The 26,316-nt window shown below is 70.3% G+C and carries 24 protein-coding genes and 1 pseudogene; 9 read left to right on the plus strand and 16 right to left on the minus strand.

Annotated features, from left to right (window positions below):
• Positions 1-414: 414 nt before the first annotated feature.
• A complete protein-coding gene (gene tyrS, locus ACWDOP_RS15455) occupies positions 415-1,695 on the minus strand; it encodes a tyrosine--tRNA ligase (protein WP_454203918.1) in 1,281 nt (426 codons plus the stop codon).
• Between the two features lie 258 nt (positions 1,696-1,953).
• The gene (locus ACWDOP_RS15460) at positions 1,954-2,622 is read right to left on the minus strand and encodes a FadR/GntR family transcriptional regulator (protein ID WP_454203898.1); all 669 of its coding nucleotides are present in this window, start codon (positions 2,620-2,622) and stop codon (positions 1,954-1,956) included.
• 217 nt (positions 2,623-2,839) lie between these two features.
• Between ACWDOP_RS15460 and ACWDOP_RS15465 the strand changes: the two are divergent.
• Positions 2,840-4,204: pseudogene (locus tag ACWDOP_RS15465) on the plus strand (2-isopropylmalate synthase); the annotation flags it as partial.
• Here ACWDOP_RS15465 and ACWDOP_RS15470 read toward each other — a convergent pair.
• The 5 genes from ACWDOP_RS15470 to ACWDOP_RS15490 all read right to left on the minus strand — a co-directional run bounded on the left by ACWDOP_RS15470 (position 4,182) and on the right by ACWDOP_RS15490 (position 8,270).
• Complete coding sequence (locus tag ACWDOP_RS15470; RefSeq protein WP_456345611.1) at positions 4,182-4,763, minus strand: Clp protease N-terminal domain-containing protein; 582 nt, start codon at positions 4,761-4,763, stop codon at positions 4,182-4,184. The pseudogene ACWDOP_RS15465 and the gene ACWDOP_RS15470 sit on opposite strands and share 23 nt — an antisense overlap.
• A gap of 105 nt (positions 4,764-4,868) precedes the next feature.
• Positions 4,869-5,339, minus strand: a complete 471-nt coding sequence (locus ACWDOP_RS15475; protein WP_456345612.1) for a Clp protease N-terminal domain-containing protein — start codon at positions 5,337-5,339, stop codon at positions 4,869-4,871.
• Positions 5,340-5,348: 9 nt separating this feature from the next.
• A complete protein-coding gene (locus ACWDOP_RS15480; protein WP_456345613.1) occupies positions 5,349-5,972 on the minus strand; it encodes a DNA-3-methyladenine glycosylase in 624 nt (207 codons plus the stop codon).
• 90 nt (positions 5,973-6,062) lie between these two features.
• A complete protein-coding gene (locus ACWDOP_RS15485; RefSeq protein WP_456345614.1) occupies positions 6,063-7,004 on the minus strand; it encodes an RNA polymerase sigma-70 factor in 942 nt (313 codons plus the stop codon).
• Positions 7,005-7,085: 81 nt separating this feature from the next.
• Complete coding sequence (locus tag ACWDOP_RS15490) at positions 7,086-8,270, minus strand: NAD(P)/FAD-dependent oxidoreductase (protein ID WP_456345615.1); 1,185 nt, start codon at positions 8,268-8,270, stop codon at positions 7,086-7,088.
• Between the two features lie 174 nt (positions 8,271-8,444).
• On the opposite strand from ACWDOP_RS15490, the gene ACWDOP_RS15495 reads away from it, so the two are divergent.
• The gene (locus ACWDOP_RS15495) at positions 8,445-9,170 is read left to right on the plus strand and encodes a DsbA family oxidoreductase (RefSeq protein WP_456345616.1); all 726 of its coding nucleotides are present in this window, start codon (positions 8,445-8,447) and stop codon (positions 9,168-9,170) included.
• A 21-nt stretch (positions 9,171-9,191) separates the two neighbouring features.
• Here ACWDOP_RS15495 and ACWDOP_RS15500 read toward each other — a convergent pair whose 3' ends face one another.
• The 4 genes from ACWDOP_RS15500 to ACWDOP_RS15515 form a co-directional block, all read right to left on the minus strand.
• Positions 9,192-9,605, minus strand: coding sequence for a hypothetical protein (locus ACWDOP_RS15500; RefSeq protein ID WP_456345617.1), 414 nt, complete (start codon positions 9,603-9,605; stop codon positions 9,192-9,194).
• Entirely contained in the window at positions 9,602-10,783 is a 1,182-nt protein-coding gene (locus ACWDOP_RS15505) for a molybdopterin-dependent oxidoreductase (protein ID WP_456345740.1), read from the minus strand. Before ACWDOP_RS15505 ends, ACWDOP_RS15500 begins: the two co-directional genes overlap by 4 nt.
• 92 nt (positions 10,784-10,875) lie before the next feature.
• Positions 10,876-11,634, minus strand: coding sequence for a TIGR04282 family arsenosugar biosynthesis glycosyltransferase (locus ACWDOP_RS15510; RefSeq protein WP_456345618.1), 759 nt, complete (start codon positions 11,632-11,634; stop codon positions 10,876-10,878).
• On the minus strand, positions 11,631-12,296 hold the full coding sequence (locus ACWDOP_RS15515; protein ID WP_454203889.1) for a glycosyltransferase family 2 protein: 666 nt from the start codon (positions 12,294-12,296) through the stop codon (positions 11,631-11,633). The genes ACWDOP_RS15510 and ACWDOP_RS15515 overlap by 4 nt, the downstream gene beginning before the upstream one ends.
• 151 nt (positions 12,297-12,447) lie before the next feature.
• On the opposite strand from ACWDOP_RS15515, the gene ACWDOP_RS15520 reads away from it, so the two are divergent.
• From ACWDOP_RS15520 to ACWDOP_RS15530, 3 genes are read left to right on the plus strand one after another with little or no spacing between them, the layout of a single operon-like run.
• On the plus strand, positions 12,448-13,980 hold the full coding sequence (locus ACWDOP_RS15520; protein ID WP_456345741.1) for a hypothetical protein: 1,533 nt from the start codon (positions 12,448-12,450) through the stop codon (positions 13,978-13,980).
• A gap of 5 nt (positions 13,981-13,985) precedes the next feature.
• Positions 13,986-14,660, plus strand: a complete 675-nt coding sequence (locus ACWDOP_RS15525; protein WP_456345619.1) for a response regulator transcription factor — start codon at positions 13,986-13,988, stop codon at positions 14,658-14,660.
• The gene (locus ACWDOP_RS15530) at positions 14,650-15,819 is read left to right on the plus strand and encodes a sensor histidine kinase (RefSeq protein ID WP_456345620.1); all 1,170 of its coding nucleotides are present in this window, start codon (positions 14,650-14,652) and stop codon (positions 15,817-15,819) included. Before ACWDOP_RS15525 ends, ACWDOP_RS15530 begins: the two co-directional genes overlap by 11 nt.
• On the opposite strand, the gene ACWDOP_RS15535 is transcribed toward ACWDOP_RS15530, so the two are convergent.
• Together ACWDOP_RS15535 and ACWDOP_RS15540 are read right to left on the minus strand one after the other, a co-directional pair.
• Positions 15,715-16,770 carry an NAD-dependent epimerase/dehydratase family protein gene (locus ACWDOP_RS15535; protein ID WP_456345621.1) on the minus strand — a complete coding sequence of 352 codons (1,056 nt, stop codon included), beginning with the start codon at positions 16,768-16,770 and terminating at the stop codon, positions 15,715-15,717. The two genes, ACWDOP_RS15530 and ACWDOP_RS15535, sit on opposite strands and share 105 nt — an antisense overlap.
• A gap of 138 nt (positions 16,771-16,908) precedes the next feature.
• Complete coding sequence (locus tag ACWDOP_RS15540) at positions 16,909-18,102, minus strand: low temperature requirement protein A (RefSeq protein ID WP_456345622.1); 1,194 nt, start codon at positions 18,100-18,102, stop codon at positions 16,909-16,911.
• Between the two features lie 163 nt (positions 18,103-18,265).
• On the opposite strand from ACWDOP_RS15540, the gene ACWDOP_RS15545 reads away from it, so the two are divergent.
• From ACWDOP_RS15545 to ACWDOP_RS15560, 4 genes are all read left to right on the plus strand, one after another.
• Entirely contained in the window at positions 18,266-19,783 is a 1,518-nt protein-coding gene (locus ACWDOP_RS15545; RefSeq protein WP_456345623.1) for a multicopper oxidase family protein, read from the plus strand.
• Positions 19,784-19,909: 126 nt separating this feature from the next.
• Positions 19,910-20,641 carry an ABC transporter ATP-binding protein gene (locus tag ACWDOP_RS15550; RefSeq protein ID WP_456345624.1) on the plus strand — a complete coding sequence of 244 codons (732 nt, stop codon included), beginning with the start codon at positions 19,910-19,912 and terminating at the stop codon, positions 20,639-20,641.
• Positions 20,638-21,426 carry an ABC transporter permease gene (locus tag ACWDOP_RS15555; RefSeq protein WP_456345625.1) on the plus strand — a complete coding sequence of 263 codons (789 nt, stop codon included), beginning with the start codon at positions 20,638-20,640 and terminating at the stop codon, positions 21,424-21,426. Before ACWDOP_RS15550 ends, ACWDOP_RS15555 begins: the two co-directional genes overlap by 4 nt.
• 71 nt (positions 21,427-21,497) lie before the next feature.
• A complete protein-coding gene (locus ACWDOP_RS15560; RefSeq protein ID WP_456345626.1) occupies positions 21,498-22,109 on the plus strand; it encodes a TetR/AcrR family transcriptional regulator in 612 nt (203 codons plus the stop codon).
• A gap of 37 nt (positions 22,110-22,146) precedes the next feature.
• Here ACWDOP_RS15560 and ACWDOP_RS15565 read toward each other — a convergent pair whose 3' ends face one another.
• The 3 genes from ACWDOP_RS15565 to ACWDOP_RS15575 all read right to left on the minus strand — a co-directional run bounded on the left by ACWDOP_RS15565 (position 22,147) and on the right by ACWDOP_RS15575 (position 26,155).
• Positions 22,147-23,460: a hypothetical protein gene (locus ACWDOP_RS15565; RefSeq protein WP_456345627.1), complete on the minus strand. Its 1,314-nt coding sequence runs from the start codon at positions 23,458-23,460 to the stop codon at positions 22,147-22,149.
• Between the two features lie 62 nt (positions 23,461-23,522).
• A complete protein-coding gene (locus ACWDOP_RS15570; protein WP_454203879.1) occupies positions 23,523-23,744 on the minus strand; it encodes a Trm112 family protein in 222 nt (73 codons plus the stop codon).
• 242 nt (positions 23,745-23,986) lie between these two features.
• Positions 23,987-26,155 carry a hypothetical protein gene (locus ACWDOP_RS15575; RefSeq protein ID WP_456345742.1) on the minus strand — a complete coding sequence of 723 codons (2,169 nt, stop codon included), beginning with the start codon at positions 26,153-26,155 and terminating at the stop codon, positions 23,987-23,989.
• Positions 26,156-26,316 lie beyond the last annotated feature (161 nt).

The raw sequence follows: 26,316 nt of genomic DNA on the forward strand, positions 1-26,316 counted from the left end.
CAATAAATTATTGGCACTGACATTCATCGACACACTATTGAGTTCTCAAAGAACAGGCGCACACAGAACTTCGCGGGCTCAATGTCCCGGATAGTCTCTGAGGCAACTTTTCCAGCCTAACGCCTGTCTCCCACGGAGTCAAACTCGGGGTTCCAGATCGTCTTGCCTGTTCGCCAGGCGCTCCTCGTCCTACCTCGTTTCCGGATCCGCGTTTCCAGCCTCTGAGCTGGGCGTTCGGCACCCGGTCGGTGTCCGTGTCGCTCTGACCTGGAATAAGTTACGTGCCGGGAAACGGAACGTCAAATCGCCTGGTCACGAACCCATCAGCGCTGGTCGCGGGACCGCGTCCAGGGGCATTTCCCGACCCGGGCCACCCAATTGTGACCCAGGTCATGGAAATTCGGGTTCTGAAGATCAATCGGCTCGGCGGACGCCGGCGAAGTTCTTCTTGCCCCGGCGCAGCACCAGCCAGCGTCCGTGCAGGTAGTCCGCGTCGGACGGGGTCCACTCCAGGTCGGACACCTTCTGGTTGTTCACCGCGGCGCCGCCCTCGTTGACCGCGCGCCGGGCCGCGCCGCGGCTCTCGGACAGACCGGTCGCCACCAGGAGATCGACAATCGTTGACGCCGAAGTGGATTCGGCGACCTTGCCGTCGACCGCGGCCTCGGTGAGTGCCGCGGCCAGGGTCGGCTCGTTCAGGTCGGCGAGCTCACCGCGACCGAACAGCGCCTGGCTGGCCAGCTGCACCGAGCGGGTGTTCTCCTCCCCGTGCACCAGCGTCGTCATCTCCGCGGCCAGGCGACGCTGGGCCTCGCGGGCGTGCGGGCGTTCGATGGTCGCCTGCTCCAGCTCGTCCAACTCCTCCCGCGAGAGGAAGGTGAACCAGCGCAGGTAGCGGACCACGTCGGCGTCCGCGGTGTTCACGAAGTACTGGTACCAGGCGTACGGGCTGGTCATCTCCGGATCGAGCCAGAGGCTGCCGCCGCCGGTGGACTTGCCGAACTTCTTGCCGTCGGCCGAGGTCACCAGGGGAACGGTGAGCGCGTGCACGTGCTCGCCGTCGACGCGGCGGTTCAGCTCGACGCCGGCGATGATGTTGCCCCACTGGTCCGAGCCGCCGACCTGCAGTCGGCAGGCGTGCTTGCGGCGCAGTTCCAGGTAGTCGTTGGCCTGCAACAGCATGTAGCTGAACTCGGTGTAGGACATGCCGTCGCTCTCGAGCCGGCGCTTGACCGTGTCCCGGGCGAGCATGACGTTGATCGAGAAGTGCTTGCCGATGTCGCGCAGGAAGTTCACCGTGCTCAGCGGCCCGGTCCAGTCCATGTTGTTCGCGATGATCGCGCCCGTGGGGGAATCGTCGATGTCGACGAACCGCTCGAGCTGCGAGCGAATGCGCCCGGCCCACTCGGCCACGGTGTCGGTGGAGTTCATGCTGCGTTCGCCCACGTCGCGCGGGTCGCCGATGAGACCGGTGGCGCCGCCGGCCAGGACGACCGGGCGGTGCCCGGCGCGCTGGAAACGCTTGAGCGCCAGCAGCGGGACCAGGTGCCCGGCGTGCAGGCTGGCCGCGGTGGGGTCGAAGCCGGCATAGAGGGTGAGCGGTCCCTTCGCCAGGTCCGCCCGCAGGGCGTCCAGGTCGGTGGACTGCGCGATCAAGCCGCGCCAGGAGAGTTCATCAATGATGTCGCCGGTCACCCTGCTCATCTTTCCGCACGTCGGTAGCTCGCCGACGGACAGGTCGGCGGCGGGCCGGACCCGTGCGGCGCATCGCCCGGTCGCGGCCCGAACCGCACGAGATCCGACGCCGATTGTGCGCGGCGGCGCCCGCGGAATCGAGGCATTATTCGACCGCGGCGCCGGTCGAGGAGTGCCGGCCGAGTCCGTTCGCGCGGATATCGCGACGGCCCGCGGACGCGGCTGACGGCGTCACCTCCACTCACTTCGACACGGAGCCTAAGTCTCGAAAGCGGCCTTCAATGCGGTGAGGTGGACGCGGCTGGACGTGGCCGCGGCGTCGGCGTCGCGGGCGCGGATGGCGTCGTAGAGGTGTTCGTGGGCGTGGTGGTCCGCGCCGGGATCGGCCATGGGTTTCAGGGTGAGCATGTCGATCATGGCGCGGCGGGAGCGCGGGACGAAGGCGTTGAACATCTCCAGCAGCACGTCGTTGTGGGCGGCGGCGATGACCGTGCGATGGAAGGCGGTGTCGGCGTCGACCAGGGCCTCGGTGGTGGTCGCCTCGGTGCGGGCGCCCAGGGCGCGGAGCATGGAACGCAGGTCGGCGGGGGTGCGGCGGGTCGCGGCCAGGGCGGCGGCCTCCGCCTCGATGGCGATGCGGGCCTCGATGACCATCACGATGTCCGCGCGCCGCAGCACCGTGTCCCAGTCCTCGGCCGGATCCAGGGAGGTGACGAAAACGCCTGCGCCCTGGCGGCTTTCGAGTACGCCGCGGCCGGAGAGTTCGCGGATGGCCTCGCGCAGCGTGGAGCGCCCGACGCCCAGCTGCGGGGCCAGCGTGGTTTCCCCGGGCAGCTTGTGCCCGAGCTCCCACTCCCCCGCGCGAATCCGTGCCAGCAGGACCTCGGCGGCCTGGGTGGCGAGCGGGTGTCGCTGTACCTGCGCCACAGCTGCTCCACTTCTCTACTTGTCTGAGGAGTTATCACCCTCTAGTCTAGGGCACATGGAACAGGGTGTGCTGCTTCTCCTTCGCTGCCGCAGCGGGGTCTGATCGACCGGCACCCCGCTCGCGGGTGCTGTGGCGTGCCGGTCCCTCTTCGACGCGAAAGCGCGCGGCACACCCATGACTACTTCTTCCCGCTGGAATCGACAGCAGCCCTCGGCCATGCCATCGCACCGGTATCGCGATGTGCACCACCGTGTTTCGGTGCCCCTGACCGATCGGCGTTGGCCCGCGAACACCGTGACCACCGCCCCGCTGTGGGTGCCGGTGGATCTGCGCGACGGCAATCAGGCGCTGCCCGAACCCATGGACCCCGCGCGCAAGCGCGAGTTCTTCGAACTCCTGGTCGGCATGGGCTACAAGGAGATCGAGGTCGGGTACCCCAGCGCGTCGCAGGCCGACTTCGACTTCGTCCGGCTGATCGGCGCCGAGAACCTGGCGCCGGAGGACGTGTCCATCGTCGTGTTCACCCCCGCGCGCCGCGATCTCATCGAACGCACCGTGGAATCGGTGCGCGGCATCACCAATGACGTCGTCATCCACATGTACACCGCGACCGCGCCGGTCTGGCGCGAGGTGGTGCTCGGCTCCACCCGCGAGGAGGTCGCCGAGCTCATCGTGGCCGGCGGCGCGGACATCCTGCGGCTGGCGGGTGACATGCCCAACGTGCGGTTCCAGTTCTCCCCCGAGGTCTTCATGCTCACCGAGCCCGACTTCGTCCTGGATGTCTGCGATCGCATGACGACGCTGTGGGACGCCACCCCGCAGCGGCCGGTGGTGCTGAATCTGCCCGCGACGGTGGAGGTGGCGACGCCGAACGTCTACGCCGACCAGATCGAGTACATGCACCGGAATCTGGCGCGCCGGGACAGCGTGATCCTGTCGGTGCACCCGCACAACGATCGCGGCACCGGCGTGGCCTGCGCGGAACTGGCGGTGCTGGCCGGGGCGCAGCGGGTGGAGGGCTGCGTGTTCGGCAACGGAGAACGCACCGGCAACGTCGATCTGGCCACCCTCGCACTGAATCTGCACGCGCAGGGCGTGAATCCGATGATCGACTTCTCCGATATCGACCGGGTGAAGCGCACGGTGGAGTACTGCACCGGCATCGCGGTGCCCGAGCGGCATCCGTACGCGGGCGATCTGGTGTACACAGCGTTCTCGGGCACGCATCAGGACGCCATCAAGAAGGGGTTCGCCGAGCATCGGGACCGCGCGGCGCGCAGCGGGCGCGATGAACGCGAGATCGATTGGGCGGTACCGTATCTGCCGATCGATCCGGCGGATGTCGGCCGCACCTACGACGCGGTGATCCGGGTGAACTCGCAGTCCGGCAAGGGCGGGATCGCGTATCTGCTCGAGTCCGAGTACGGGTTGTGCCTGCCGCGCGAACTGCAGATCGACTTCGCCCGGCACGTGCAGCGGCTCACCGACACGTCCGGGACCGAGGTGTCGGCGCGGGCGCTGTGGGAGTTGTTCACCCAGGTTTACGGGGACGAGGTCGTCAACCGGTGGCGTCGGCCGGACCGGGTGGGCGCACCTGACGCTCGAGCTCGCTGACCCGCCGTTCGAGAGCGATCACGCGCTGTTCCAGCTCGCGGTGGCCGGGGGCGCGCGGTGCGGCGATGGTCTCCCGCTCGAGGGGTTCGAGCGGGCGGCCGTGCAGCTCGCGCACCCGGGCGCGCACGGTGGGGGCGTCCACGCCGAGCGCGGTCAGGACCGTCGCGGCGGTGCCCGCGCTCTCCCCGACCAGGCCCAGGAGCAGGTGCTCGCTACCGATCTCCTTGTCGCCCAGCCCTTTCGCCTCGATGAGCGAGAGTTCGAGGACCCGTTTGGCCCGCGCGGTGAAGGGCACGTGACCGGCGGGGTGTTCGGCCCCGAGCCCGCGCAGTTCCTCGACCCGGTCCCGCACGATCTTCAGATCGACCCCGAGCAGGCCGAGAACGTGGGCTGCCCGGCCCTCACCCTCGTGCAGCAGCCCGAGCAGCAGGTGCTCGGTGCCGATGTAGTCGTGTCGCAGGAGCATGGCCTCCTCCTGCGACAGGATGACGATTCGGCGGGCGCGCTCGGAGAATCGGCTGAACATGGAACCCCCTCGTGGAGTGCTGCATCCATTCCACGGTAGACCGCGCGGGAGGTTACGTTCCAGGATCGGCGGGACCGCGACAGCGGCAACGCGCGTTGTTTCCCGCTACTCCGGGTCGGTCCCCGCCCGCCGGATCTCCGGCCGGCGTCGCAGATCGGAGCGCATCCGGGCGGCATCGGCGCCGAACCACGCGAGGGTCCGAGCCGCCGGATCCTCGCCCTCGCGAATCAGTCCGAGCAGCAGGTGCTCTGCGCCGATATGGTTGTCGCCCAGCGAGAACGCCTCGTGCACCGTGAGTTCGAGAACCTGTTTGGTTCCGGCGGACAGCGTGCCGGGCAGGGCCACCGGCTCGCCGCCGCTGCCGCCGGTGTTGCCGATGGTGCGCAGCAGGCGCACCGCGACCGCCTCGGCATCGATGTCCTGCGCTTCGAGCAGGGCCGTCGCCGGATTGGGACGCAGGCGATACAGACTCAGCAGCAGGTGCGCGGGACCCAGCACGGAATGCTCGAGCGCCCGCGCTTCCTCCTGGGCGACACGGATGGCCTTGCGGGCGGTGTCCGTCATCTGGTCGAACATGCCTACAACCTAGGCGGATTCGTCGATGCGGGGTGCGCGGGGACTGCGCCGGTACGCCGAAACCGCCGGGGAGCCTGGCAGCCACAGGCGCCACGGCCGGTCGGCGGCCAGGCTCACCCCGACGCGCGGACCCGTCGCGATCGCCGCGCCGTCGGTGATCGGTGGCGAGAGTTCCAGGCGGATGGGCGCTTTCGGGTCGAAGAGCCGGGTTCCGTAGTCCGGCAGGGTGATTCCGAGGGCGCTGCCCACATTGCCCGGTCCGCGGGCCAGGTCGGCGTCGGTGCGCGCGGCCGGACGGCGGGCGCGCACCTCGTCGTGGCCGGCGATGATCTCCCCCGCGCGCACCAGCGCCGCGCTCGCCACACCGTCCGGGCCGGTGGTGACGTTCACGCAGGTGTGCATGCCGTAGCTGAGGTAGACGTAGAGCACCCCCGGCGGTCCGAACATGGCGGCGTTGCGGGCGGTGCGGCCGCGCCCGGAGTGCGCGGCCGGATCGGGCCAGGGTCCGGCCGGGTCACCGCCGTACGCCTCGACTTCCACGATGCGCATGGCGACATTGCCGGAGTACATCGTGGCCCCGAGCAGACGGCGGGCCGCGACGAGCGGTTCGGCGGCCAACTCTTGCGCACTCACCCGAGCATTGTCGCGGATGCCGGAATGCGGCGGTTCGCGAGTCGGCGCGGATAGGCCCGCGTGATCGCGCGAGCGGCCGGTCGTGCGTGCTCAGGCCGGATTCTCCCCCGGCTGATTCAGGCGGCCCAGCTTGTCCGGGTTGACCTGGAAGCGCAGGTGTTCGATGCGACCGTCGACCAGGTCGAAGGTCAGCGCGCCCAGGGTGTAGTCGCCGATCTTGCCGAGGATGCCGAGTTCGCCGTTGATGACGGCGGATTCGAGGCGGATGCCCGCGCTCACCGGTTTGGCCATGACGCCGAGCATCCAGCGGGCCACGTGGTCGGGGCCGTGCAGCGGGCGGCGCGCGGCGGTGACCTTGCCGCCGCCGTCGTTCCACAGCGTGATGTCGGGGGCGAGCAGTTCCATCAGGGAGTTGAGGTCCCCGCCCTGGCAGGCGGCCATGAACTTCTCGGTGACCTCCTTGCGGGCGGCGTCGTCGGCGTCGAACCGCGGGCGGCGGGACTGCACGTGCGAGCGGGCGCGGTGCGAGATCTGGCGCACGGTCGCCTCGGGGCGGTCCAGGAATCCGGCGATCTCGGCGTGCGAATAGCCGAAGACCTCGCGCAGCACGAAGACCGCGCGTTCGACGGGGGTCAGGGTTTCCAGGACGACCAGCATGGCGGTCGAGACGGTCTCGGCCAATTCCGTCTCCTCGGCGGCGTCGGCGCTCGGGGTGAGCAGGGGTTCGGGCAGCCACGGTCCGACGTAGGTCTCGCGGGTGGCCCGGGCGGAGGTGAGGCGGTTCAGCGCGAGATTGGTGACCGTGCGAACCAGGTAGGACTTGGGATATTCGATCGAATCCTGGTCGACGCCATGCCATTTGAGCCAGGCGTCCTGCAGGATGTCCTCGGCGTCGGTGACGGTGCCGAGCATCTGATAGGCGGTGCCGAAGAGCAGCCTGCGGTGTTCGACGAAGGGATCGATCACCGGGTCGCGGCCCTGCGACGGCGTGTGCCGGGACGTGGCCGATTCAGCGCTGGTGCGGTCCTGCATGAGAAACATACCTACCGGTCCGGGGTTGCGGTGTCGAATGACGGCCGGATGCCGTGTCGGCATCCGGCCGCGAGGCGGGCCTCACGCGGTCTTTCGGGTGGCGCGGCCGCCCTTGGACAGCTGCACCTGGGCGGTCATCTTCTTACTGCGCTTGAACGCCGGCACGGGGCTGCTCGAGACGCTCTCCTTGTAGAACACGGCCGCGCCGCCCCGCAGGTACCAGCGCTTCGGGGTGTCGTCGGCGTTGGTGAACTGCACCACCGCGTCCTTGCGGCCCAGGCTCACCGGCTGGTGCACGTAGCCGAAACGGAAGGGCCGCACCGACTTTCCGCGCAGTTCCCGGGCGATGGCGTCGGCGGCGTACGCGGCGGTCGGCAGGCCGGACTGGCAGGTGCCGTGGATGGGCCCCCACGCCATGGTGACCGCCGCGGCGTCGCCGATCGCGCGGATCTCCGGGTGCGAGACCGAGCGCAGGGTGGCGTCGGTGACGATGAGACCCCGTGCGTCGGTGGCGATTCCGGCCTGGGCGGCCAGCGGGGACACGCGCACGCCGGTGGTCCACAGCGTCAGATCCGAATCCAGGGTCTCCCCGGTGTCCAGGCCGACGGCCGCGGGCAGGACCTTGACGACCTTCACGCCGACGAGCCGCTCGACGCCGAGCCGGTCCAGCGCGCGGTTCAGGTGCGCCCGCGCCCGCTCACCCATCATCGAACCGGGCTCGGCCGCGCTGACCAGGGTGACGGTCAGGTCCGGGTGCGCCTCGGCGATCTCGGCGGCGGCTTCGATGCCGGTGAGCCCGCCGCCGCAGACGGTGACCCGCCCGCGCACGGCGGCGATCTCGGTGAGCCGCTCGGAGAACCGGCGCGCCAGGCGCGGATCGTTCAGGGTCCAGGCGTGTTCGGCGACGCCGGGGACGCGCGAGGTATCGGTGGCACTGCCGAGCGCGTAGACGAGGGTGTCGTAGCGCAGGACGGCGGCGTCGTCGAGGGCGACCGTGCGGGCCGCGGTGTCGATGGCGACGGCGGCGGCCCGGTGGAAGATCACCGGCGAGCCGTCGAGGATCTCCGGGATCCGGTGGTCGGTGAGTTCCTGCCCGGCGGCGATCTGGTGCATGCGCAGCCGTTCGGTGAAGCGGTCCGACGGGTTCACCAGCGTGACCCGGGTGTCGAGTTTGCGGGTGCGGCGGGCCACCCGGATCGCGGCCAGCATGCCGGTGTAGCCGGCGCCGAGGACGACGATCTCGTGGGTTGCGGTGGTGGCGTTCATGGTCGGCTCCGTGTCTCGTTCGGTGGGTTCGGACAGGAGACAGACGAGCCGCGCCGAACGTGACAACCCGGCGGTGTGAGCCGGGTCACCGTGGAATCTTCGCCGGGTCCCGCCGGTTGGAATTGTCGGCGGCCGGGGCTCCGGCCTGCGATTACTTCGTTCGGAAGAGGTGTGATGGCTGTACAGGTCGAGATCTGGACCGATATCAACTGCCCGTTCTGCTACCTGGGCAAGGCGCGGTTCGAGGAGGCGCTCGGGGAGTTCGAGCATCGCGACGCGGTCGAGGTGGTGCATCGGTCCTTCGAGCTGGACCCGACCCTGCCGCACGATCACAGCGACGCCGTGGTGCCGCACATCGCCGAGAAGTACGGCATCAGCGAGGCGCAGGCCGCGGCCAACGAGCGCGGGATCGGCGCGCAGGCAGAGGCGATGGGCCTGACCTATCGCATCGAGGGCCGCGATTTCGGCAACAGCTTCGACATGCACCGGCTGCTGCACTTCGCCCTGGAACAGGGTCGTCAGGACGCCATGATCGACGCGCTGTACGCGGCGAACTTCGCCGACGAGCGGCCGCTGTTCGGTGACACCGAGCGCCTGGTGCAGGTCGCGACCGGCGCGGGTTTCGACGAGGCCGCCGTGCGCGGGGTCCTCGCGGACCCGGACGCCTACGCCGAGGCGGTGCGCGCGGACGAGGCCGAGGCCGCCCGGCTGGGCGCGCGCGGCGTGCCGTTCTTCGTTCTCGATCGCAAGTACGGGGTGTCCGGCGCGCAGCCGGCCGAGGTGTTCGCGCAGGCGCTGCGGGAGGCCTGGAGCGATCACGAACCGGTGCTGCAGACGGTCACCAGCGCGGACGGCGAGGTCTGCGGTCCGGACGGGTGCGCGCTGCCGGCCCGGGACTGACGCGCATCCGCTCGCGGCGGTTCAGCGGTTCGATCGCCGCCGCGGCGCGGCCCCGCGCAGGGCGAGCAGCACCGCGAGCCAGATGCCGGCCAGTGCGAGAGCGAGGCCGGCGGGGTAGGCGCGGTCGAGGATGGTCGGGTTGTCGGGGATGGCGCCCGCTCGGCCCAGGACCGGCGCCGCGATGAGCGCCAGGGTGACGGTGCACAGTGCGCCGCAGGCGAGCGGGGCCCAGGTCGAGGCGGGCAGCAGCCGGCGGGCCGTGAGCCCCAGGGCCGCACACACCGGGGCGAAAACCGCGTCGTGCAGCAGGATTCCGGCCGCGAACCACAGCGCGATGGACTTCAGGTCGGCGGGATTGCTCTCCAACAGCAGGGCGATGCCGTTCCAGGCCAGCGCCGCGCCGAGCAGAAGCAGCAGTGCGCGTAGGAGTTTCATGCGACCACCTCGATGCGCGAGAGCCATTTCGTCTGCAGGACACCGGGCCGATTGGGGGCGATGAGGCGGCAGGGATATCCGTGATCGAGGACCAGGTCGTCCCCGTTGAGGCGGAGTGCGACGAGCGTGTCCGCTGCGCGAACGTGCCGGGCGGGCAGGACCGAGGTGCGGTAGATGCCCCCGGATTCCAGGGATTCGAAGCGGACGTCGCGGTCGGGGTACGGGCCGACGGCAGCGAGCAGTTCGCGTAATCGAACGCCGGTCCAGCGCGCCGAGGCGCTCCAGCCCTCGACGCAGGCGATCGGTAGTTCGGCGGTGACCTGCGGCAGGGCGGCCAGGTCGGCGCGGGTGAATTCCCTTCGGCTGCCCCCGATGTCGACGATCAGCCGGTAGTCGGCGGACTGGGCTCGATCCAGCACGCCCGCGGCCGCCGCCGTGCGATTGACCGGGACGCCCTGCGGTCCCTCCCCGCTGCGCGGGGACAGGATCGCGAGCCATTCCAGGAACGGGACGGTCTGCCCGGCGACCGAGAGACCGGCGACCGCGGCTCCGATGCCCGCGGCGGTCAGCAGCGCACGGCGCGTGATGGGTTGTCCGGCCGGTGTTTTCGGCGCGCCGGCGGCCGACTCCCGTGATACGGATGCCGGAGCCGAGGACCGGTCACCGAGCTCGCCGCCCGAATCCGCGCCCGCCGCGCTCTCCGGCCGGGCGAGGGCGGCGCGCACCACGGGTAGTTTGACCGCGAGGTGGACCAGCAGCGCTCCGGCCGCGACGTAGGCCATCGCGTAGTGCGTGGTGGTGAAGAAGAACGCCCACGGGTAGAACTGCGCCGTATTGAACAGTCCCGTCACCAATTGGAACAGCACCGCTCCCACCAGCACCGCGATCGAACCGCGTTCGAGCAGGCGGAGCGGATTGCCGATGAGCGGCCGCGCGAACAGCCGCGGGTACACCGCCCAGAGCTTCACCAGCACCAGCGGTATCGCGACGACACCCGAAATCACGTGTGCGCCCTGCGTCACCCGGTAGAGCCACACCGGATGCGCCGGCCAGCCGAACCAGCCGGGCGGGTGCTGAATCCAGTGACTGATCAGGCCGGTCGCGAAACACACGCCCAGCGCCACGCCGAGCGCGATCCCGACCCGCGCCGCGAGCCCGGGCCCGCGCGCCGGTGACATTGCGGTGGCCAGCGGCGCGGGCAACAGTAGATCCGGGTGACTCGCCGGCGGCGGGCGGTCCGCGGAGCCGGGGTCTTCGGGCCGGTCCGACGTCACCGCGCCGCCGCCGGGAAAACGGCCGCCGCGCCGTCGGATTCGGTCTGGGCGTCGGTTTCGATGTGCGGCACGGTGTAGCGGGAAGGAGCCGGGGCGAGCCGGGCCAGGGTCGTGCCGAAGCGGCCGCGGCATTCTGCCGCGACGGCGAGGGCGTCGGCGTAGTGATCGACGTCGGTGAGTGCCGGGAGGTCGTGGACCTGAAACCCGTTGCCGCGCAGCGCGTCACGCGTGTACTCGCCGGTCCGCGGGGTGGACATCGGGACGTCCACCAGCGCGCGGGCCGCCTGCGGGTCGCTCAGACCCAGTGCCCACCACCCGCCGTCGACGGCGGGGCCGAGCACGGAGTCGCCGGTGGCGACGAGCCGGGACAGACATCGATCGAGCAGGTCGGCGTCGATCTGCGGGGTATCCATCCCGATCTGGAAAACCGGCGCGCCGAGCCGTGCGGCATCGGTGTGCGCGTTGGCCAGGCGCTCGCCGAACGTGGTGCCGCGCTGGGGAACAACGGTGAAGTCCGCCAGCGCCGCGGCGATGGTCTCGGACTCCTCGGCTGCCGCCGGGTCCCCCGTCCACGCCACCACCCGATGCCGCGCCCCGCAGGCGCGCACGGCCGCCAGGGTGTCCAGCAGCGCGGCGGCGGCCAGGCGGGCCGCGTCGCGGGGCAGCAGGGGCGGCGTGAGCCTGGTCTTGGCGAAGCCCGCGATGGGCGACTTGGCCACCACCAGAACCGTTGCGAGAGAATCGAATCGAGTCATCGGACGCTCCAGAAGTCGCGAATGGCGTGAACGGTGCCGCGCCAGGATCCGGAGACCTTGGAGGCGCCGTGGGTGCGGGGACGGTAGGTGACATCGCGTTCGGTGAGACGCCAGCCCGCGCGGGCGGCGGTGACCAGGAGTTCGAGGGGATAGCCCGAGCGGGGGTGCATCGGGCCCAGCGCCAGCAGACGCGAGCGATGCGCGACCCGCATCGCGGCGATGTCGTGCACGGCGAGACCGTAGCGACGACGCAGGCGGGCACTGACCAGCACGTTGCCGAGGCGCGCGTGCCAGGGCCAGGCGGCCGCGCCGACCGGGCGGCGGCGGCCGACGACCATGTCGACCTCGGGGGTGAGTTCGGCTACCAGGGCGGGCAATTCGCGCGGATCGAGCGAACCGTCACCGTCCAGCACCGCGACGACGGAGGTTCCGGCGGCGGCCAGTCCGGCCTGCACCGCGCTGCCGTAGCCCGGCACCGATTCGGTGACCACCCGCGCGCCCGCCAGTCTGGCGACGGCCGCGGTGGCGTCGGTGGAGCCGTTGTCGACCACGATGACGTGGTAGCCCTGCGGGATTGCGGAAAGTACGCCGGGGAGTGCGCCTGCTTCGTCCCGGCACGGAATCACGACGGTGACTCCGGTGAGCTCGCTCGTTTCGGTCACCCGACGACCGTAAGTCCGTGTGGCCCGGTTGGACCCGCAGCGAACGGTGACGAAAGTATGACGGGAGCTGGACCGACGCCCATTCGACCGGCGCGCGGACGCGGTGGCGGCCTAGGGTGACACCGTGCGGAATGCTGCTGTCCAGACCCGGGTGCGCGCCGACAATCGCCGCGCCGATCTCTACTGTGCGCTCGGCGGCGCGCTACTCGTCGCTACCGCTTTCCTCGTTCCGCGAATTCTCGGCGAACAATGGCGGAGCAATCTGTACGCGGGCGCGGCGCCGATCTTCGGTTCCTGGCTACCGCATGTCGGGTGGGGCACCGGCCCGGCCGTCGGCATCGCCGCGCTGGTGATCGCGTACGGCCCGGAGCTGGCCCGGCGACTGCCGTGGCGGCGGGCGCTGCTGCTCACCTGGGTGACGGCCCTGGCGTGGACCTTCGCGCTGGCCATGGTCGACGGCTGGCAGCGCGGTTTCGCGGGCAGGCTCACCACCCACGACGAATACCTGCACGAGGTCGGCGGCATCACCGACATCGCGGCGATGCTGCGCGGATTCTCCGGTCGCATACTGGATTTCCGACCCGACTCCTGGACCACCCACGTCTCGGGCCATCCGCCCGGCGCGCTGCTGAGTTTCGTCCTCCTCGATCGCGTCGGACTCGGTGGCGGCGCGTGGGCCGGACTGCTCTGCATGGGCGTGGGATGTACCGCGGCCGTGGCTGTTCCGGTCGCGATCCGCGCGCTCGGTACCGATCCCCCGGAATCGCCTGCCCGGCGTGCCGAGCAGCAGGCCCGCGCCGCACTGCCTTTCCTGGCGCTGGCCCCGGCCGCGATCTGGCTGGCGGTCTCGGCCGACGCGCTGTTCGCCGGCGTCACCGCGTGGGCGGTCGCGCTGCTGGCCATCGCCACCGGGCAGCGGCGCGGGTGGTTGGTGGCCGCGTGCGGGGCGGGCGTGCTGTTCGGATTCGCGCTGTTCCTCAGCTACGGAATGATTCTCATGGCGGTGCCCGCGGCCGCGGTGTTGCTTGCCCGCGGTCTGCGCGCGTCGATTCCGGCACTGGTGGCCGCGCTCCTGGTGGTCGCGATGTTCAACGCCGCGGGCTTCTGGTGGCTCGACGGCTACCACCTCGTGGTGGAGCGCTATTACCAGGGCATAGCCAGCGACCGTCCGTACACCTATTGGGTATGGGCCAATCTCGCGGCCACCGTGTGCGCGATCGGCCTCGCTCCGGTGGCGGCCGCGCACCGGGTGGTGCGCGGGCTGCATCCCGAGAAAATACTGCGTGCCGCGAGCATCCCCGACCCGAATCCACTTCCGCGCGATGGGGAACGCGGCGGGCTCCCGGCGGAGACCCGGATCTCATCGCGCCGGCCCGGCCGCGACGAACCACAGCCCGACGGCGCGCCGGCGCCGGACCTCCGGCGAGCCGCGGCCGAGCGGCTCGCGCGGTGGCGGGCCGCGGTCGATCCGGTCGCGCTCGTCGCGGGCGCCGGATTCGTGGCGCTGCTGGCGGCCGACCTCAGCGGTCTCAGTAAGGCCGAGACGGAACGGATCTGGCTGCCGTTCGAGGTGTGGGCGCTGGCCGCGGCCGCACTGCTACCCGCACGCGCCGCGCGATACTGGCTCGCGATCCAGGCCGCCGGGACCCTGCTGCTCGCCCATCTCATTCTGACGAACTGGTGACTCCGATGCGCATACTCGTGGCCGATGACGACCCGATGGTCCGGGAAGTGGTGCGCCGCTACCTCGAACGCGACGGGCTGGAGGTGATCGAGACCGGGGACGGGCCCGCCACCGCGGCGGCGCTGACGCGCGGTGAGATAGATCTGGCCGTGCTCGACGTCATGATGCCGCCGCCCGACGGGATCGACCTGTGCCGGACGGTGCGCTCGGGCCCGTTTCCGAACACCCCGATCATCCTGCTCACCGCACTCGGCGAGGAGGACGACCGGGTCATCGGATTGCAGGCCGGGGCCGACGATTACGTGACCAAGCCGTTCAGTCCGCGCGAACTCGCGCTGCGGGTCGCCTCGGTGCTGCGGCGCTCGCATCCCACGCGCCGGGACGAGCAGATCCTGCGCGGCGGGACGGTGGAGGTACGGCAGTCGGCGCGGGTGGCCACCGCCGGCGGAGTCCAGATCGACCTGACCGCACGCGAATTCGATCTGCTGGCGTTCCTGCTGGCCAATCAGCGCCGGGTGTTCAGCCGGGACGAGTTGCTGGCGCAGGTGTGGGGCTGGAGCTTCGGTGACCTGTCCACCGTGACCGTCCATGTCAAACGGTTGCGCGCCAAGCTCGGCGACGCCCACCGCATCGACACCGTCTGGGGCCGCGGCTACGCCTGGAATCGTGATGCCGACTGACACCACCGAGCTCATCGGCTTCGCACTGGCGGGTTCGCTCCCGGTGGTCGCGCTCGGCGCGCTGCTGCTGCGCTACACCCGCAATCGGGCCATGAAGACGAGTCTGGCCGTGCTGGTGCTGATTCCGACGCTGGCGACCCTCAGCGGCGTGGTCGCGGTGAGCGGGCTGATGTTCACCGCGGAGTTCGAGCGGATCGCGGTGGTGCTGAGCGTGGTCACCGCGGTGACCGTGCCGGCGGCGGTGCTGCTGGGCCGGGCGCAGGCGCGAACCACGGTGTGGGAGCGCGAGATGCTGGCGCGGGAGCGTGCGGCCGAGCGGTCCCGGCGCGAGCTGGTGGCGTGGGTGAGCCACGACCTGCGCACGCCGCTGGCCGGAATCCGCGCCATGGGCGAGGCGCTCGCCGACGGTGTGGTGCGGCGCGAGGAGGACATCCAGCGGTACGCGAATCAGATTGTGCGCGATACCAATCGGCTCTCCGCCATGGTGGACGACCTGTTCGAGATGTCGAAGATCAACGCCGGGGCGCTGCGCCTGGCGCTGGAGCCGGTGGATCTGCGCGAACTCATCGACGAGGTGCTCGCCGCCAACCAGCCCACCGCCCTGCGCGCGCACATCACCCTCACCGCGAGCCAGCCGCCCGATCGGATCGTGGTGTGCGCCAGCGATCACGCGCTCACACGCGTCCTGACCAATCTGGTGGCCAACGCCATCGCGCACACCCCGCCGGGCGGTCGCATCGACCTGTCCAGCGGCAGTGCCGACGGCCACGCCTGGGCACGGGTGGAGGACACCGGCCCGGGCATCGCCGCCACCGATCTGCCGCGCATCTTCGAGGTGGCCTATCGCGGCAGCTCGGCGCGCTCTCCCGCCGCCGCCGAACTGGGCAGCAGCAGCGGGATGGGCCTGGCCATCGCGGCCGGACTGGTCCAGGCCCACCACGGCGACATCAGCGCCGAGAACCGGGAACCGGGCTGCCGCTTCCAGGTGCGGTTGCCGCTGCTGGTCGAAGGTCCGCCCGCACCCGGGCTCGTCGGCTCGTACCGACCGCCGGGCTCAGCGCCACTCGGGTGCGGAGCCCGCGGCGACCGCGCGCAGGGGCGCGTCCGCGAACGCGGTCAGACCCGCCTCCGGGGTGATCGCGGCGGTGAAATCCAGTAGCGCCGCGGCCCGATCCGGGGCGGCGACGATGTGGCGGACGTCGCCGGAACGGAATTCGCCGGTGACCACCGGTTCCTTGCCGCCCGCCGCCGCGGCCAGGATCCCGGCCACCTCGGCGATCGTGATCGGGTGGCCGGAGGCGACGTTCAAGGGGGTGAACACTTCCAGCGGGCGTTCCACCGCGGCGACATTGGCGGCGGCGATATCGCGGACGTGCACGAAATCCCGGGTCTGGCGGCCGTCTTCGAAGACGCGGATCGCCTCGCCCGCCGCGGCCGCCGAACGGAAGATCGCGGCGACCCCGGAATACGGTGTGTCCCTGGGCATATGGTCGCCGTACACGTTGTGATAGCGCAGCGCGGTCACGGTGGAGCCGGTGGCCGTGGCCCAGGCGGCGGCGTAGTGCTCCTGCGCCGCTTTGCTCGCGGCGTACAGACTGCGCGGGCGCAGCGGGGCGTCCTCGTCGATGGCCGCCCAGTCCAGCGGTGCGCCGCCGGGCCCGGCGTGGTCGAACACCCCGCGCTCGAGATCGGCGGTGCTGCGGGGCCGCGGGACCACGTCGGTGTCGCCGTCGCGGTAGCGGCCCTCGCCGTACACCACCATCGAGGACGCCAATACCAGGTGGCGGCACCGTTCCCGGGCCATGGCCGCCAGCAGCACCGCGGTGCCGAGATCGTTGTGCGAGGCGTACGCGGGGGCGTCGAAGGCGTTCACGCCCGCGCCGACGACCGCGGCCTGATGGCAGACCGCGTCGATGCCGGGGAGCAGCGCGGCGATCGCGTCCGGGTCCCGGACATCGACCCGGTGCACGCCCGCCGGCGCCGGGGCGTCCGGTCCGTGCGCGGCCGCGAGCATCAGGTCGACCGCGACGACCTCGTGTCCGGCGCCGCGGAGCGCGTCCCGGATGTGCGATCCGATGAATCCGGCGGCGCCGGTCAGCAATACGCGCATGAGCACGCCTTCCCCGCTGTCGAGTGGCGGAGGTAAACAGGGCAGGTCATGCGGTCGATGCTGGCTCGCGGTCCGCCCGGGCGCACGCGCGACAGCGGCGTGGCGCGGATCCGTCAGGGTTTGGTCACCCCTGTGCGGTCAGCCGCGCGGGCGGCGGACCGCGAAGGTGGGGCGGCTGACGTATTTGCCCTCTTCGCCGCCGCGCACGCTGATCACGTCGTCGGCGATGACGAAGGCGTAGGCCACGACCACCAGGACGGCCAACTGCGCCCAAGCCACCCAGACGATGCCGATCGGCGCGGTCGCCAGCACCGCCGCCGCGCCGAGCAGGCGCAGACCCGGGCGGGGCAGGCCCAGCACCGCGCGGAAACCGGCCTGGCCCAGGAAGAACACCGCGACACCGCCCGAGAGCGCAAGGGCGGCAGCGGTACTCGCGGGTTCGCCGCCGTGCGCGATGCTCATGCTGATGCCGGCGGCGGTGAGGATGATGCCGACCAGCAGCACGTAGAAGCCGTAGTCGTAGGCGACCACGGCGGGGCGGGCGCGCTCGGCGGTGGGACGCGCCTCGAGGGCGTGCTCGCCGCGTTCGTCGTCGAGGCCGAAGTACGCCCACCACAGCACGTAGACCAGGGTCAGGCCGACGGCCACCATGGCGATGAGGGCGGGGGTGATCTCCTGCCCCGCGAGCCCGGCGCCCATGGCCACCACCGATTCACCCAGCGCCACGATCAGAACGAGGCCGTGCCGTTCGCAGAAGTGGGCGGTGCGCACCACGAAGCCGCCGGTGTCCACCAGGTAGGGCGTGAGGATCTGGATCGCGAAGGCCAGGCCCCACAGCAGATAGCGCGGCCAGCCGTGGATGCAGCCGCCGGCCAGCACCAGCCCCGCGGTCAGCGCGTTCATCGGGCCGATGCGGCGGATCGCGAGCGCCGCGGACGCGCCGCCCGCGCTCGCGAACAGCAGCGTGTGCACGGTGTTGACCAGCACGTAGGCCAGGCCGAATGCCAGCCCGGAGCCGGTGAAGGCGTCCGGAATCGCCAGGGCGAGTACGAAGAAGCCGAACATGCCGATCAGCAGCCAGGTGCGGCGGCTCGAGTTGTCGGGGGCGACCTCGTTGGTGAGCCAGACGTAGCCGGCGTACATCCACCAGATCACGCCGAACATGAGCGCGACCTGTCCCAGCGCGGCCCAGCCGGGATGGTGGGTGAAGGCGTGGGTCAACTGGGTCATGGTGAAGACGAACACGAGGTCGAAGAACAGTTCCAGGGTGGAGGCGCGGTGCTGCCCACCCGCTTCCGCGTCCTCGGCCGTGTTCGGGATATCGCTGGTCACGGGAAGACTTTAGTGGTGGTCCGGCGCCCCAACCATCCCGGATGGTCCGTTTCACTCGGAATTCTCGAACCCGCCATCCGGGACCGATATCAGGGACGGCTGGGGGCCGAGATCGGGGTGCTGCCGGATGCGGGCGGGCGGGTCGAATTCCTACTGTCGGCGGATGGCAGTGCTGTGGTCGCGTACGCGGCGAATTCTCTTGGCCCTCACCGGGTTCCTGGCGGTGGCGACCCTGGTCATCGGCGGGGGCACGGTGTGGTTGTTCACCACCGCGGACGTGTCGACGGTGGGGCGGGTGCGGTTCGAGAACGAACTCCGGATCCCGCCGCTCGCCGACTCACGGGTGGAGGCGGACGGGACGCGCGTGTTCGAGCTCGACATGCGCTCGGGGAGAACGGAATTCCAGGCGGGCCGGGAGACCGAGACCCGGGGGTTCAACGGCTCCTATCTGGGACCGACGCTGCGGGCCGCCCGGGGTGAGCGGGTGCGGGTCCGGGTGCGCAACAGCCTGGACGAGGCGTCCACGGTGCACTGGCACGGCATGCATCTGCCCGCCGCCATGGACGGCGGTCCGCATCAGATGGTGGCCGCGGGCGCGAGCTGGGAACCCGAGTGGCAGGTCGATCAGCCCGCGGCCACGCTCTGGTATCACCCGCACCCGCACGGGGCCACCGAATCGCACGTGCGAAAAGGGCTGGCGGGCATGTTCATTCTCGATGACGACACCGCGGCGGCACTGCCGCTGCCGCGCGCGTACGGGGTCGACGATCTGCCGGTCATCGTGCAGGACGCGAAGTTCGACGGCGCGGAATTCGACAGCGGGCGCGGGATGTTCGCCGATATCGGCGTGCTCGGCGACCGGATTTTGGTCAACGGCACGCTCGCGCCGTTCCGCGAGGTGGGTGACGAACTGGTGCGCCTGCGCCTGCTCAACGCCTCGACCGCGCGGGTCTACGACTTCGGCTTCTCCGACGATCGCGCCTTCACCCTGATCGGCACGGACAACGGGCTGCTCGAGCGGGCGGCCGAGCTGAACGGGATACGGCTGTCCCCGGGGGAACGGGCCGAGATCGTCGTGCGCGTGCGCGCCGGGGAGCGCGTGACCCTGCGCAGCACGAATCCCGATCTGGGACTGGACTTCTTCGGGAGCCGATTCAGCGGCGGCGACGACAGCTTCGACGTCCTCGAACTGCGCGCGGCCGCCACGCTGCGGCCCTCCCCCGCGCTGCCCGTCGCGCTGGTGGATCCGCAACTGCCACGGGAGTCGGACTCGGTGCTGCGGCGCGACTTCGACCTGAGCTTCTCCAAGATCAACGGCCGCGCCATGGCCATGGATCGCATCGACGCCGCGGTGACCCGGGGCAGCACCGAGACCTGGACCGTCACCAATTCCGATGGCATGCCGCACAACTTCCACGTGCACGACGTGCGGTTCGCCGTCGCCCGGATCAACGGGTCCGGGCCGCCGCCGGAACTGCGCGGGCCCAAGGACACCGTCTTCCTCGCCCCCGGGGACACCGTGGACCTGGTGCTGCGGTTCGACGGCGCCGCCGATCCGAACACGCCGTACATGTTCCACTGCCACCTGCTGTGGCACGAGGACCTCGGCATGATGGGCCAGTTCGTGGTTGTCGAGCCGGGTGGACAGGCCGGGCAGATCGCTCCGCACGCAGGTCACTGACGCTTTTCGGGAAAGACCCCGGCGCGTGCCGACACGACACGCGCCGGGGTCTTGTGCTTTCCGAGGCGGTGGCCACATAATTCATCACGTAGTGAATTCAACACTTGATGAATTGAGAGGTGACCCGTGACGGCACCCATCGCAGACCCCGCGATCGCGGTCCGGAACCTGCAGGTGCGACGAGGCGAACGCCAAGTCCTGCACGACATTTCGCTGACCGTGCCGCGCGGCAGCATCACCGGGCTGCTGGGGCCGTCCGGGTGCGGCAAGACCACGCTCATGCGCAGCATCGTCGGTACCCAGCTCATCGAGCGGGGCGAGGTGGAGGTACTGAACGAGCCCGCCGGCTCGGCCGGGCTGCGGCACCGGCTGGGGTACGTCACCCAGGCGCCCAGCATCTACGACGATCTGACCGTCGCCGACAACGTCGCGTATTTCGGTGCGCTGTACGGGTCTTCGGCGCAGGACGTGCGCGCGGCCATCGACGCCGTCGGACTCGGCGGGCACACCGGCAATCGCGGCAACCAACTCTCCGGCGGGCAGCGCACCCGGGTGTCGCTGGCCTGCGCGCTGGTGGCGAACCCGGACATCCTGGTGCTGGACGAGCCGACCGTCGGCCTGGATCCGATGCTGCGGGCCGACCTCTGGGAGCAGTTCCACGCCCTGGCCGCGCAGGGGTGCACGCTGCTGGTCTCGAGCCACGTCATGGACGAGGCCGAGCACTGCGACAACCTGCTGCTCATGCGGGAGGGCAAACTGCTCGCTCAGCTCAGCCCCGATGAATTGCGTTCCCGCACCGGCGAATCCAGCCTCGAGAACGCCTTCCTCGCCCTGATTCGAATGGGAGAAAAGCTGTGACCGCCACCCTCGCCCGCCCGGCCGGGCGCAACCCGCTGCGCTGCTACGCCGCGACCACGGTCCGCATCCTGAAGCAGTTGCGCGCCGATCATCGGACCGTGGCCATGATCCTCGTTGTGCCGGCGCTGCTCATGACGCTGCTGTATTTCGTCTACCGGGACTACGCGGTGGCACCGGGCGCGCCCCGGCTGTTCGACCGGATCGGCATCACCATGCTCGGCATCCTGCCGTTCGTGGTCATGTTCCTCATCACCGCCATCGCCATGCAGCGCGAACGCGTCTCGGGCACGCTGGAACGGCTCATGACCACGCCGCTGTCCAAGATCGATTTGCTCGCCGGGTACGGCACGGCGTTCTCGGTCGCCGCGGCCGGGCAGGCGATCATCGCGTGCGCGGTGTCGTTCTGGCTGCTGGGCCTCGAGGCCGCGGGGTCCCCGCTGCTGGTGGTGCTGATCGCGGTGCTGGACGCGATACTCGGGGTGGCGCTGGGCCTGCTGGCGAGTGCGTTCGCGCGCACCGAGTTCCAGGCCGTGCAGTTCATGCCGGTGATCGTGCTGCCGCAGTTCTTCCTGTGCGGGCTGCTGGTGCCGCGCGGCGAGCTGCCGGGCTGGCTGGAGGCGATCAGCAACGTGCTGCCGCTGAGTTACGCGGTGGACGCGCTGCAGCAGGTGGCCACGCACACCGGGGCGACCGGGCAGATGTGGCGGGATCTGGCGATCGTGGCCGGATTCGCCGCGGTCGCGCTGGCGCTGGGGGCGGCCACGCTGCGCAGGCGCACCGCGTGAGTGTCCCCCTGAGCGGCACCGGCGGCGCCCGAAGTGGCGCGGCCGGTGCCGGCGGTGGTACAGACGAGCCCGTGAGCGGCATCGAGAACACGCGCAGCGGGCGCAGGCCCGGAAATTCCGGCACCCGGGAGGCGATACTCGACGCCGCCCGGGTGCGGTTCGCGGAGGTGGGGTTCGACCAGGCGTCCATTAGATCGATCGCCACCGCCGCGAGCGTGGATCCCGCCCTGGTGCATCACTACTTCGGCACCAAGAAGGAATTGTTCACCGCCGCACTGGATTTCCCGATCGATCCGGAGGTGGTGCTGTCGCAGATCGCGGCGGCGCCGCTGGATCAGTTGGGCGAAACCCTTGTGCGGGCGGTAGTTACAGTATGGGACTCGCCGATCGGGATACCGGCGATTGCCACATTTCGCACCCTGCTGACGACCTCGGATCCCGCCCTGGCCCGCACCCTGCTGCTCGACGTGATCCTGAAAGGCGTTCGCCTGCGCCTGGACTCGGCCGTGGGCGACGGCGCGAAACGCTCGGTGCTGGCCGCCTCCCAACTGACCGGTCTCCTGGTAACCCGCAAACTCATCCGCCTGGAGCCGATCGCGTCGATGCCGATCGACGAACTGGTGGCGGCCGTGGGACCGACGCTGCAGCGCTATTTCACCGGCGAATTGCCTTCGGGTTCGTAGTTCGCGCCGTGGTCGAGACCACGGCAAAGAACCGCTGCTAGTGCGTTCCCTGCTTCGGCGGGGAGATCTGACCGGGCTTCTGCAGGCTCGGGGCGTACCGCGCCTGATGTGTTCCACCGGGTGGGAAGCCGCCTTGCCCGTCAACTCCGGGCGCGAACTCGCCCGGGACACCGCCGAATCCACCGGGTGGTTGCGTGTGCGGCATACTCGCACCCTGCTGCGGGAAGCCGGGAGCATAACCCTGGGGCACCGCCGGTGCCGGGAAGCCGCCCATCGGGGCATACGGGTTCACAGGCGGAGCGGCGGGATACGGGGTGCGGTAGCGCGGTGCGGACCCTGCGGCGAGCACGGTCAGCACCATGGCCACCGGGACAAGCAGGGTGGCGAACACCTGGACATAGAAGTCGCCACCGAAATAGTCGAAGCCCCCATCCTGATCACGCACGATATCGATCTTCGGCATCAAGGTGCCGGCACCGACGGTGAACGCCAGCGCCGCCGCTGTGGCACCGGCTCGACGGGCGAAAGCCCTGCCGGCCAACAGCAGAACGAGGGCACCGACGAAGGCGGAGAGCGCACTCACACCCGCCGCGATCAAGCTCGAATACTCGTCGTCGAACACGAGAAACATGCGTTCGCCCGACCCGAACATGAACCCTGCGATCGCGATCCCCACGGTGACGAGCGCGTAGAGGATCAGGAGCACGGCGGCGGTCACGTCGAGACCGGTCGACCGTTCGCGCTGCGGCCGCCCGTACGAGTCCACAGTGACGTTGAATCCGGTACCCGATGACGAGGGGGCCGCGGCGGTCGCCAGCAGTGCCAGCGGCACAGTCAGTACACACAGCCAGAACGCGGCTCCGTAGGTGTACTCGAGGTCGCCGTTCCGCTGTACGAGGGGCGCGAGGCCGACATTGAGGACGACACCCAGGGCTGTGCCGAGAACCGCTCCCGTTGCCAGCGATACCAGGGCGCTTGCCCGCGGCCGGTCGCCTTTGCCGGTCGCCAGAACTGCCACCGCACCGAACGCGAGCAGCACGGCGAGAACGAAGATGATGCCGTAGAGGCTGGAGAAGTCCCTCGCCGCCCCAAGATCGCTGCCGTAGGCCCACGATGTCACCCAGCTCCCATACGCCGAGTTGTGCCCTATGGTCAGCAAGCGCAGGAAGGAGCCGACGCCGAGCAGCACCCCGCCGAGCCCCAACGGGATGGCCTGCACCAGATCTCGGCGCCGCGCGGTTCGAACGGGAGGCGGCAGCGGGGCGAAACCGGATGGCGCGGGCGCGCCGTGTGGAAATCCCCCCTGGCCACCGGGGTGCGGGTATGAACCGGATTCCGGATAGCTATTCACACCGAAACCCTAGTGCAGCAGCCTGATCACGGCAGGTCGCGGGTTCGGCGGCCGGCGCGCGCTCAGCCCTGGGCGATCAGCGCGGTGTGTTCGACGTCGTCGACGGGGCGGGACTCGTCGGCGAGCAGGACGGGGATGCCGTTGTCGATCGGGTAGGCGCGCTGCAGGCGCGGGTTGTAGAGGACGCTGTCGCCCTGATCGTCGCGGACCAGCAGCAGGGGGCCCTTGTCCTGCGGGCAGGCGAGCAGGCTCAGCAGGGTGGCGTCCAGGATTTCCTCCGACATGATCGACAACCTACCGGGTGGCCGGGGCGGGCCCGGCACCGCGCCGGTGATGCCGGGCCCGGCACCGGAAATCGGCCGGCGGGACGGTATCCCGCCGGCCCGCGTCTTGCCGACCGCTACCCGAATGACGTCCCGGCGAACAGACGCCCGGCCGGCACGAATCGAATCCCGGCTCGCCGACTGCGAAACCCGGCGGCTCGGCCGAGGCGGTGAACCCGACTCCGGTGGCGTTCCGCCGCCGGTCAGGACGGCGTACCCGCCAGCTCGCGTTCGGGCTCGTCCGACGGCTCGGCGGCCTCGGGCTCCTCGTCGGGGCGGCGGGAGCGCACGTACATCCACTGCAGGACGGCCAGGCCGGCCAGACCCGCGGCGGCGGTGCCGATCCCGATCTTCCAGCCGGGCGGGCGCCAGGTCAGGACCAGTTCGGCGTTGTCGGTGCCGGGCGGGATATTCACCGCGACAATCGATTTGGCGATCGTGGTGATGGGCAGGGGCTCGCCGTTCAGGGTCACCCGGTAGCCGGGCCAGCTCAGGCGGGAGAACACCACGCGGCCGCCCTCGGGCGAGCTCACCCGGACCCGGCTCGTGGTGTCGGTCTCCGACAGCGAGGTCGCGGTCACGTCGTGCGCGTCGGCGACGCGGCCGTTCACCGTCGAGATGAGGCCGTTCTCGCGCTCGAGCACCCAGATGAACTTCTCGTGACCGGGCTGATCCACCCACTTCCAGCCCGCGGGCGCGGGCTCGTCGCGCACGGTCGGGAACAGCGCCCGCTGCAGCACGACCCGGTCCAGTTTCAACAGATCGATCAGCGGGGTGCCGGTGACCGGCTCGGGGGCGAACAGGCGCGTGTACGCCTCGGGGCAGACGCTGGAATCCCAGCGCATGCACAGCAGTTCGCCGAAGTAGAAGTGCCCGGTCGGGGTGTACCCGTTGACGTACTCGAGTTCGAGCGACTTGGCGTAGTTGCCGAACACCAGCGAGCCGTACGCCTCGTCCAGGCTGCGGTCGCCCGGCTGCAGCAGGCCGCGATCGGCGAGCTGGATCGTGGTGCCCGGGAACTTCGGGAACACCGCGCCGGCCTCGGACCGGTTGGTGGGCATGTTGTAGGAGGTCGGCGTCGGCTGGGCGGCGCTCACCTGCCAGAACGCGACGGGGAACATGACGGCGACGACCACCGCGCACGCCGCGGCCGTCCCCCGCGTACTGCCCAGCCACACCACCAGCGCGCCCGCGCCGATGAGGATGCCCGCGGCCAGCACGTGCCGGATCACGTTGTGCGGATCCGCGGAGAACGATCGCACCCACAGCGCCAGGATCAGCACCAGCGCGGCGATCCCGCGCGCCCGCACGTCGCGCACGGTCGCGAACCGCCCGAGCAGCACGCACACCAGCACCAGCAGGCCGATCGCGATCATCGGCAGCACACGGGCGGGCCAGCGCAGCGGCCCGATGGTGCCGGGCCCGGCAGCCCACATGAGCATGACGATCGCGAACAGCGCGGGCGCGCTCAGCTCGCGCCAGGCCGCGCGCGCCCGCCGCCAATCGACGAAGGCCAGCGCCGGAATCAGGAACCAGGCGATATAGGTGATGGGCATCGGCTGGATGTAGCCCCACCACGAGTTGAACGCGGGCAGCGTGCTGGGCAGGCTGGCGTTCAGCGATTCCGACCACGGCACGGTCAGGAACTGGTCGTTGTTGATCTGCGCGGTCCCGCGCCAGGTCACCTTGGCCGAGAGCATGCTCGGCAGGAAGGTCAGCAGGCCCGCGAGCCCGGCGCAGGCGCTGACCGCGACCAGCCGCGCCACCTGCGCCCACGCCCGCCGGTACAGGATCTCCCCCACCGCGACCGCGCACAGCATGAGCGCCGCCTCGATCGCCGGGAAGATGTACTGGGTCGAAATCGTCAGGTAGAGAAAGACGAAGACCGGAATCGGACCGCTCTGCCCGCGCGAGTAGCGCACCGCGGAGGCCCAGGCCTGCACCAGCCACGCGGTGCCGGTGAGCGCGGTCATCCAGCTGGCTTCGTCGAAGAACAGGAAGAAGCCCGAGAGCGGGAACGCGATGCCCGCGACCGCGGACCAGGCCGGGCGGCCGCCGTAGGCGAGGCAGATCCGGTACACACCGAGCGCGGCGATGATCGCGAAGACGAGTTTCACCAGGGTCGCGTACAGCGCCATATTGTCGAACGAGGGCGCGAGCAGATCGATCAGCAGCTGCGGCGGATTGAACAGTCCCGCATCGTCCATCGTGTTGTTGCCGGACATCCACTGTTCGGGCCACAGCACCGGGAATTCACCGGCGCGCAATGCGCGGCCCATCGCCACCCACAAACCGGTGTACTGCGATTCGGTGTCATCGGTGAAGAAATGGCGGGAATTGGCCAGCAGCACGGCCGCATAACCGAGCAGCACGCCGAACACGGTGATAACGCCCCAGCGCAAGACATTTCGTCGTGCGACGGCTTCACCTCCGGCGGCCTCCGGAACGTGTGCGCCTCCGGTCGAAGCCACCATTGAATCTGTACTGCCCGTCACGAGTTCCCAACCCTACAGCGCGATACGGTTCTTGGCAT

The sequence above is a fragment of the Nocardia sp. NPDC003693 genome, from assembly GCF_053981095.1.